General features: G+C 67.8%; 9 protein-coding genes. 1 reads left to right on the plus strand and 8 read right to left on the minus strand.

Annotation, left to right across the window (positions count from 1 at the left end):
• Positions 1-516 precede the first annotated feature (516 nt).
• Positions 517-846: a YrdB family protein gene (locus AC08OQ_RS12035; protein ID WP_476601209.1), complete on the plus strand. Its 330-nt coding sequence runs from the start codon at positions 517-519 to the stop codon at positions 844-846.
• Positions 847-849: 3 nt separating this feature from the next.
• Here the strand turns inward: AC08OQ_RS12035 and AC08OQ_RS12040 are convergent, their stop codons facing one another.
• From AC08OQ_RS12040 to AC08OQ_RS12075, 8 genes are all read right to left on the minus strand, one after another.
• Entirely contained in the window at positions 850-1,347 is a 498-nt protein-coding gene (locus AC08OQ_RS12040; protein WP_476601207.1) for an SRPBCC family protein, read from the minus strand.
• A 571-nt stretch (positions 1,348-1,918) separates the two neighbouring features.
• A complete protein-coding gene (locus tag AC08OQ_RS12045; RefSeq protein WP_476601205.1) occupies positions 1,919-2,221 on the minus strand; it encodes a hypothetical protein in 303 nt (100 codons plus the stop codon).
• Positions 2,218-2,526 (minus strand): ArsR/SmtB family transcription factor, encoded by a 309-nt coding sequence (locus AC08OQ_RS12050; protein WP_476612047.1) that lies wholly within the window; start codon positions 2,524-2,526, stop codon positions 2,218-2,220. Before AC08OQ_RS12050 ends, AC08OQ_RS12045 begins: the two co-directional genes overlap by 4 nt.
• A gap of 38 nt (positions 2,527-2,564) precedes the next feature.
• The gene (locus AC08OQ_RS12055) at positions 2,565-2,921 is read right to left on the minus strand and encodes an AMP-binding enzyme (protein ID WP_476601203.1); all 357 of its coding nucleotides are present in this window, start codon (positions 2,919-2,921) and stop codon (positions 2,565-2,567) included.
• 84 nt (positions 2,922-3,005) lie between these two features.
• Positions 3,006-4,007 carry a glycoside hydrolase family 26 protein gene (locus tag AC08OQ_RS12060; protein WP_476601201.1) on the minus strand — a complete coding sequence of 334 codons (1,002 nt, stop codon included), beginning with the start codon at positions 4,005-4,007 and terminating at the stop codon, positions 3,006-3,008.
• Between the two features lie 163 nt (positions 4,008-4,170).
• Positions 4,171-6,363, minus strand: a complete 2,193-nt coding sequence (locus AC08OQ_RS12065) for an acyltransferase family protein (RefSeq protein ID WP_476601199.1) — start codon at positions 6,361-6,363, stop codon at positions 4,171-4,173.
• A gap of 40 nt (positions 6,364-6,403) precedes the next feature.
• Positions 6,404-6,544 carry a hypothetical protein gene (locus AC08OQ_RS12070; protein WP_023842071.1) on the minus strand — a complete coding sequence of 47 codons (141 nt, stop codon included), beginning with the start codon at positions 6,542-6,544 and terminating at the stop codon, positions 6,404-6,406.
• A gap of 6 nt (positions 6,545-6,550) precedes the next feature.
• Complete coding sequence (locus AC08OQ_RS12075) at positions 6,551-8,167, minus strand: glycosyltransferase family 2 protein (protein WP_476601197.1); 1,617 nt, start codon at positions 8,165-8,167, stop codon at positions 6,551-6,553.
• Positions 8,168-8,519 lie beyond the last annotated feature (352 nt).

Here is an 8,519-nt window from a genome sequence, read left to right on the forward strand (position 1 = left end):
AGTCGAAATGAAATAACTTGCGCGTTTCGAACCCTCCACAGGCCTGTGACCTGCGATGATGCTCTCGATCACGTATTTGTTACTTCATTACGTCCCCTTAGAGTGGTGGAGATCGCAGAAGGTTGCCGGCCGTCTGAGGCAGGTAGCGCCGCATCGGCCCAGGTTTTTCCTGTTACGGGGGACGCGCCGGCCGGGTCCCGTGTTTGCCGGGCTGGTCGTTTGATGCAGGGTAGGCTGTTGGTGAAGGCCGCCCGGGTCGGGGAGTGGGCGGCGGCGAGTAACACCGCGACCACCGCGTCCAGGCCAGCATGATTCGCTGCCACCTCATCTGGCGGAGTAAGCACGCCGACGGCCGACGTCTACGTCAGGTTGTCAAGCGGGCAAACGGTGCCTGATGCGGCAGTAGTTCCCAGAATCGCAATTCACTCCCCGGGAAGGCCCGCTATGTTCCCTCTCATGGGTTCGTCTGGCGCAGATGGCGGTACCCCGCGCAGCGGCGTGGTGGGCGGGTCGATCATGTTTTTCGCTTTCTTGTCCGAACTCGCGATGCTGGGCACTTTGGCGGGTGCCGGACTCGATCTCGCCTCGTCAGCCGTCGTCGGTGTTGCCTTGGCGGTCCTGCTGCCGCTGATGGCGGCCGTCGGCTGGGGGGTGTGGCTCGCCCCCGCGTCACGACGTCGGCTTCGCGGGCCGGCGCTGCTGATGGTGAAGATCCTCCTGTTCTGTCTGACCGCGATCGCCACGGCGCTGGCTGGGCATCGCGTCTGGGCAGTGGTGTTCGCGGTCACAGCGATCGCCGCGACGGCCGGTGGTCACCGCATCGACAGCCGAACCCAGGCGCGGTGAAGGTCACGCCTTTTCGGCGGCCTTCCTAAGCGCCGTGAGCCAGTCATTCAGCCCGCTGCGGAGTTTCGTGCTGCTGAAGATGAGGCCGAGGAAGGGCATAGACATCGATTCCATGATCGTGGCCCGCACCGTACCGTCCGGTGTCCGTTCGAGAACGTTGCGGTGAACAGCCTTGATGCCGGCGGAGACCCCACTCCAGGTGATCTCGTGGAGTGGATCGACGACCGCCAGGGTCGAGCGGACCCGTGACTTCCCGTTGACCCAGATGAAGGACGTATCGACGGCCACCCCGCCGTGAACCTGCACGTCCCGGACGGCGGGGCTCCACGCCGGCCACCGGTCTATCTCGCTGATCAGCCGCCATACCTTCTCGGTCGGCGCGGCCACGGAGATCTCCGCCGTGGCCTTCACCGGCGCCTTTTCGTCGAGCACGCGCTTCTTGGCGTATTCTTCGTGAAGCTCGGCGATGCCGGGCCCGCGGTAGAATAGATTCGATGTCATATCCGCTCCTTCGGTCTTTCGACCTGGTTGTCGCCGGTGGGTCTGGTCGGGTGCTGGAACGGTTGGCCGGCAATGATGATCTTGAGTACCCGTATGTTGTGGGGGCGAGGTGGGGGCGGGACCGCCACGAGGGTCGGGCCGACCGCGACAGGCGGGGGCGTTGTGCCCTCGCCGCTCGGTCGGTCGAGCTGTCCGACATGATCGATATCTTTCGGTCCCGGGCCATCGCCAGTGGTTGCTAACGCCGTTAGCCGACGCTAGCTAACAACGTTGGTGACGGTCAAGGGGCGTGCGGAAGGTCGCCGGTCCGGGGCGTCGCGGAGTAGCAGCAGGTAGGGGCTACCGAGGGGGATGGCCTCGTGACGGAGGCTTCGGCCTCCGTCTTTCGCCGAGGTTGATCATATGCTGTTAATGATCTAGAAGGCTTGGGGCGGCGTCAGCCGCCGTCCCAGCCGACTACCCGGAGTAGCCCGGTCCCTCCGCCGGGCGCAGCGCCTGACTGTCGTCATGAGCGCCACCCTGCCAGAGGCGTCGAGGGACCGGGATCTGCTCAGTGTTTGTCTCAGTGACCTCAGTGTTCGTCCCAGTGACCGTCGTGGGCGGCGTGTCGGTGGCCGTCGTGGACGTAGTCGACGTGGTCGTGGTGCGGAACGGCGACGTGCCCACATCCCGCCGCATGGTGGTGCGCATGCTCGGCGTGCTCGCTGTGGCCGGCGGGGTCGCAGTCGTCGGCGTGGTCCTCGTGCATGCGGTGCAGATGCCCGTCGTGGACGTAGTCGACGTGGTCGGCGTGCGGGACCGCCACGTGCCCGCAGCCCTCGGCGTGGGCGTGCTCCTCGGCGGTGTGGTGGGGCAGGTGGGTGGTCGTGGTCATGGGGTTTCCTCCTGTACGTGGGTGAGGGCGTCGCGCACGATGTGCGCGACGTGGTCGTCGGTCAGCCGGTAGGCAATCTCGCGTCCTCGGCGCGCCGATGCCACCAGGCCCGCTCCCCGCAGGACCCGAAGGTGCTGGGAGACCAGCGGCTGACTGACCCCGACCGCGGCGACGATCTCGTGGACGCAGCGCGGACCGTCCGCCAGCTCGGCGATCATGGCGAGCCGCACCGGGGCGGCCAACGCGCGCAGCAGCCCGCTGGCCGCCTCCAGGGCGTCCGGCGAGATCGCATCAGCCACATGCACACATTAGCATTTATTCATGGGTCGTGCCTGTGTGTATCTCAACAATCGCTATCGGTACTGGCAACGGTTGTCGCATCGGGAATCAGCGTGGCGAGAGCACGTTTGTTGATCTTCTCGGCCGGGGTCAGCGGGAACACGTCGACGACCTGGAGCTGGTCGGGCAGCTTGTACGCGGCGAGTTCCCGGTCGCGCAGGAAGGCCGTGAGCTCGCTCAGCCGCGGCGGTTGACCGGATGCGATGATGCAGGCGCAGGAGCGTTCCCCCAGCGCGGCGTCGGCGACGGGCACGATGGCGACGCCCGCGACACCAGGGTGGGCGCGCAGGTGGTCTTCGACCTCCTCCGCGGAGACCTTGTCTCCAGCGCGATTGATCACGTCCTTGAGCCGGCCCTCCACAACCAGGTGTCCGGGAAACGGGGCTCACCTCACGGACCGCTGGACCCGGCTGGCCAGCCGACTCCGGAACGCTCCTCGCGGTGGTCAGCAGGCGACTCTCCCGGCGAGCAGGCTCGCCCGGAAGGCGGCGAGGTCGGCCTCCGAGTCGTCGTACCGCCAGTCACCCTTCACGCCGTCCTTGATGTTCATCGCCGTCCAGACGAACCCCAGCACCTGGGGGTGGCTCTGCAGCCAGCTGCCGAACGAGGCGATCCAGCTGGTCTTGTACTGGTCCCGCTGGGCGCCCACCTCGGTCAGCAGGACCGGCTTGGCCGATAGCGCGGCCAGTTGGGCCATGGACGGGTCGTACGTCTGCGCGGCGGAGCTCTCCTGCACGCCGTACCCTGTCAGACCCATCAGGTCGACCCACTTGTCGCCGGGGTAGTACTCGGCCAGCGGCGTTCCCGACGTCCCGCGGAGCACGTTCGGCGACCACACCCACAGCGCATTCGAGACGCCGGCGTCTCGGAAGAGGCCGACCACGTGCTGCCATGCCGCCACGAACAGCGCCGGTGTGTTCGAGCCAACCGACGCCCACGGGTACCAGTAGCCGTTCATCTCGTGGGCGAACCGGATCAGGACGGGGCGTCCGTACTTCTTCACTACCATCGCGATGGCCCGGTAGTGGTCATCCCACCGGCCCTCGATGGTCTTGTCGAGCGTGAAGTCGCTCTGGTTGACCCCCTTGTCCGGGTTCCACGGCTCGACCGTCACGATCGGTGTCACCGGCACCGCGCCGAGCACCGTTGGGTCCAGGCCGTGGGCCACGGAGACGAAGAACTGGGCCATCGCCGGCAGGCAGCCCGTCGTGCGCGCAACCTCGCCCAGCGACGCCTGGCTGATGCCGGGCACCGTGACGCCGAACTGCGGACGGGTCCTGAACACGGTTTCGACGGTCGCCCGCGACGGCTCGGCGCCGCGAGCGGCGCCGCCGGTGGCGCCGCTCGGGGGCACAGGTTCCCGCGACGGGCCGTCGCCGGGGGAGCTGCAGGCGAAAACCAGTACGCTCGCCGCCACCATCAGGCAGACGGCAGACCGCCGTCGCATCAGCGCCTCCCCACCAGGTACCTCGGCCGTCTGGCTGGTACGTCCGCCGAACAATGACCGAAATCCAAACAATGACTGAAAAGTGTACAGGCGTCCTGAAATACGGCCTTGGCGCACCTCGTTGGCGAGGCTACCCGACGCCCGGATTCCACCGGGACCGAAGTCAGGAACGCGATGTGCCCGCGGTCTGGCTTGACTGGAGCAGAGGTCCCCGCGACGGTAGCTGTACCTTGGTGACCAGCGCGTGTTCGAGCGCCGGCCCGAGCATGACCGCTGCCGTGTTCGTGATGTGGGAGTCGTCGCGGTACAGCAGCACGCTGCCCCGTACGGCCGGGCAGGGTCCGGTCCCCGGGCACAGGATGACGTTCAGGTCGACCGCGCTGACCGCTGGTTCGCGGCCCTCGACGACCGCCTGCAGCAGCGGGTCGCGGGGCAGTCCGGAATCCCGCGGGAACGAGCACGACCGCCAGTTGTCGATTGCGCCGGAAATACACGCTGGAATGTCTTCCGGTGGATTCGGGGTGTCGACGATGTAGACCAGCGGAGCACCCAGGGACGCGAGCCGTGCGATCGTGTTCCGCCATCCCGCCACAACCTTTTCTTCGTCGCCGGTGTACCGGTTGTACGTACTCAGGAAGATCACGTCCGGCTTTGGTTCCGCGGCGAGCCGGCGAAACGTGTTCTCTCGCCAGGTGTCGCACTCGGTGAACTCCCGGCCGAGCTGCTCGCTGCGGACCGAGATAGCGGGTAACGGGCAGCCGACCTTGGTCAGCACCTCCACCGACCAGTCGCTGCCGCGGGCCATGTGGTAGACCGCCCCGAACCACTGGGCGGCGTGCGAGTCCCCCAACAGGACCACCCGGCCGGTGGCGCCGTCGGTGTTCAGCTGGCAGGGCGGGCTCGTGGTCTGGCGGGGACTTACCATGCAGCCGTCCGGAAGCCGCGGCAGGTCGTCGTACGCGGACCAAGGCGCGGGCGTCACCGGGCCGCTCAACAGGCCGCCGGGTTGGTCGAACGGGTCACGCACCACCGTGGCCGCGGGCAGGTGCGGCAGCACCGCCACCGCGTCCCGGCCACCGCCCCGCATCCGCTGCAGCGCATCGGTGCCGACCAGCATGCCGGTGGCGGCCGGCAGCAACGTCGCGGTGACGGCGATGGCGAGGCCACGACGCCAGCCCGACGCCGCGACCGCCGAGAGCCGCACCGGACGCTCGACCAGCCGCACCGACAGCTCGGCCGGCACGGCGCAGGCCGCGACCGCTGCCGTGCGCGCCTGCCAGCTCAGGTCTCCCACCCGCGCCTCGACCAGGACGAGCACGGCCCAGTGCCACAGGTACAGGCTGTACGACCGGCTTCCGATGACGGTCAGCACCCTGGTCCCCAACAACCGGCCCGCACCCGCCCGGAGGCTGCGGTGTCCCGGGTGGACGCCGGTACCCGCCGCGATGACCGCTGCCGCGCCGAAGGTGGGCAACAAGGCCGCCGTGCCCGGGTAGACCGTCACGCTGTCGTAACTGACGACGGCGGCCACCACCGCCACGCACCCCGCCCAGCCGAGCACGATCCTCACCCCGGTGACGGTGCGGCCGCGGTCGAGTCTGGCGAGCGCCGGCGCGGCGAAGGCGAGCAGCGCACCGACGCCGAACTGCCACGCCCGGGCCGGCGAGCCCAGGTAGGCGACCGGCGTCTCCACCAGGGTCCAGTGCAGCGACAGCGCCAACGACAGGGCGACGAGCCCGAGCGTGACCGGGACCGCGACGGCGGCCAGCGACATCGTGGCGCGCCGGGCGAACAGCACGACGAGCAGCAGGAGCAGCGGCCAGACGAGGTAGAACTGCTCCTCCACGCTGAGCGACCAGAAGTGCAGCACCGGACTGGGGTCCCGACCGCTGGCGAGGTAGTCGGTCTGGTTCGAGATGAACCGCCAGTTGACCAGGTAGACCGAGGCCGCCGCGACGTCGTGCACCGTCTCCGCCTGGCGCAGCGGCGGCATCGTCAGCCAGCTCGCCACGGTGACGAACACCAGGACGACGCAGGCCGCCGGCAGGATGCGCCTGGCCCGGCGCGCGTAGAACCCCGCCAGGCTTATCCGACCGGTGACCTCGGCCTCCCGCACGAGCAGGCTGGTGATGAGGAACCCCGAGACAACGAAGAACACGTCGACCCCGATGAAGCCGCCAGCGGCGTGGGGGACCTGACCGTGGTAACACAGCACGGGCAGCACAGCCAGGGCGCGTAGCCCTTCGATGTCGGGGCGGAAACCGAGCCGTTCCTCGATCCGCACCAGACCCGGGTGGGGTCGCCGCAGCGGCACGGTGACCGTGCCGTCCGTGACCGCGCCGTCCGTCGTCCTCATGGTCCTCATGCCGACCGCTCTCATGGCCCGTCTGGCCTGATCAGTGCCATAGCACGGTCGGGTCGACCCAGCCGGTGGCCAGCAACGCGATGACCGCCAGGCCGACGGTGATCGCCAGCCCGTCGGGCCAGCGCAGGTGCTCGGAGGCCGGGAAGTCCAGGTCGTCGTCGTGACGTTCCACGTCGCTTCACCCCTGGCGCAGGGCCGCGCTGGCGGGTGGAGCGCCGTGCGAGGGCGAGACCGGTGCGCTGTTGGCCGGCGCGTTGTGGGCCGGCGCGCTGTAGGCCTGCGGACCGCCGGTCCATGCCCGGACCACGGAGTCGGGCTGAGACTGCCTGGCGCGGTGCCTGCTGCGTGCCGGCCGGTCGCCGCGCCCCACGAGCAGGCGGCTAAGCTCGAACAGGAGCGGGATGCTCAGATAGCTGTGGCCGAGCTGGAACAGAATCATGAGCCAAAAGTTTTCCCAGCCGAACCGCCAGACGTCGAGAGCGATGCCGATCCATGTCGCGCACGTCGTCAACAGCAGCCAGTAGAAGGCGGTCCGAGCCACGCTGCGGACCAGCGGGTTCCCCCCTTTGCGCACGGAGCCGGTCGCCACCCAGGATGCCGTGCGACCACGCACCATGTGCAGGATCGCGACAGCGTGGCAGAAGCTGTACACAAGTTGTACCCGCAGCACTTCGAAACGCCATCGACCGCGGCTGGTAGCCGGGAGCAGGACCAGCAACACCCAGGCTGCGGCCAGGAACGGCAGAAAGTTATAGGGCCGCACCAGCTCCGGGTAGACGTACACCATCAACAGGCCAGGCATGTTAATGGTAAAGACGTTGATCGCAGTGGAAATATAGTAGAGGAACCCGCTCCAGAAGCAGGCCCGCTGTTTCCAGTCGAGCTTGATGTGGCGTAGCTGACGGGTCCGCAGCAGGGCCATGGAACCGCTGCACCAGCGGTACTGTTGGTTGATGAAACCGGCCAGGTCAGCCGGGCACAGGCCGGTCGCCAGCACCACCGGTACATAGCGGGTGGTGTAGCCCGCCGCCAGCAGCTTGACACCGGTGAAGACGTCCTCGCTGTGTTCTATCTGGGCGAAGCCGCCCGCCTTCCGCAGGCTGCCGCGCCGGTAGATCGCATTGGTTCCGACGCAGATCGGGACGCCGACGGCGTCGCGGGACGGCTGCACCCAGCGGTAGAAGAGCTCCTGGGTGGCGCCGGCGGTCCGCTGCAGCCAGCCCATCGACCGTTTCGTGTCGAAGTGCTGCGGGCTCTGCACGATACCGACGTCCGGGTCGTCGAGGTACGGTGCCAGGTGAAAGAGGTAGTCCGGCCGCGGGCAGAAGTCGGCGTCGAAGATGGCGATGTAGTCGCCGGGCGAGTGCTCGAGCCCGAACTGGATGTTACCGGCCTTCTTCATCCGGCCGCGGTCCGGCCGGCTCAGGTAGCTGAAGCCGTGGGCGGCGGCCGCGGCGGCGATCTCCGGGCGGCCGCTGTCGTCGAGGACGTACGTTCGTAGCTGCCCCGGCCACCTGACCCGGGCGATGTGTGAATAGGTGTTGAGCAACACCGGGAGGGGTTCGCCCGCACTGGGAAGAAAGATGTCGACGCTGGGGTAGTAGATCGACCGCCAGTCGCGGACCAGGCTCTCATGGCTCTGTCTGGTTACGCGCCGCCGGTGCTGGGTGGCCACAATCGTGAAGGCCGAACAAACCGCGTTGAGCCCGAGTAGCAGGAGAAACACCCACAACGCCGACGCCAGCAGCGTGAACTTGAACAGGCTGAACGAGGCAAGGGTGAATGACGCGGTCATGCACAGTAGTACCCAGCGACGCTGTCGGCCGAGGTAGGCGTACACCAGTCGGTCCGACGGCGGGCTCGGCAGCGACTCGCTCCGAGGTCCTGGGATCGACGTTCTTTGGACCGACGCTCTTGGGATCGGTGTTCCGTCGACGGCACCGCTCCTTGGCGCAATCCGATCCGCGGCATATTCCCTGGGGGGCATCACCGAGGCCGCGACGGAAGAGTCTCCCCTTTGTTCGCCCAGCTCGGCGGCAAGGAACTCCTCGCCAAGATCGACCTCCACGGTCCCCCCGGTACCTTTTGATCAAGGTTGATGGTAGTCAATGGGGTCTTATGGGGACCGTTGCGAGCGACCGTTACGG

Source organism: Frankia sp. CcCS3 (assembly GCF_977927575.1).

What these genes read in the sequence shown, in the direction of transcription:
- AC08OQ_RS12075 (WP_476601197.1), bottom strand. Translation starts at nt 8,167, where the DNA reads ATGACCGCGTCATTCACCCTTGCCTCGTTCAGCCTGTTCAAGTTCACG.
- AC08OQ_RS12065 (WP_476601199.1), bottom strand. Translation starts at nt 6,363, where the DNA reads ATGAGGACGACGGACGGCGCGGTCACGGACGGCACGGTCACCGTGCCG.
- AC08OQ_RS12040 (WP_476601207.1), bottom strand. Translation starts at nt 1,347, where the DNA reads ATGACATCGAATCTATTCTACCGCGGGCCCGGCATCGCCGAGCTTCAC.
- AC08OQ_RS12045 (WP_476601205.1), bottom strand. Translation starts at nt 2,221, where the DNA reads ATGACCACGACCACCCACCTGCCCCACCACACCGCCGAGGAGCACGCC.
- AC08OQ_RS12060 (WP_476601201.1), bottom strand. Translation starts at nt 4,007, where the DNA reads ATGCGACGGCGGTCTGCCGTCTGCCTGATGGTGGCGGCGAGCGTACTG.
- AC08OQ_RS12035 (WP_476601209.1), top strand. Translation starts at nt 517, where the DNA reads ATGTTTTTCGCTTTCTTGTCCGAACTCGCGATGCTGGGCACTTTGGCG.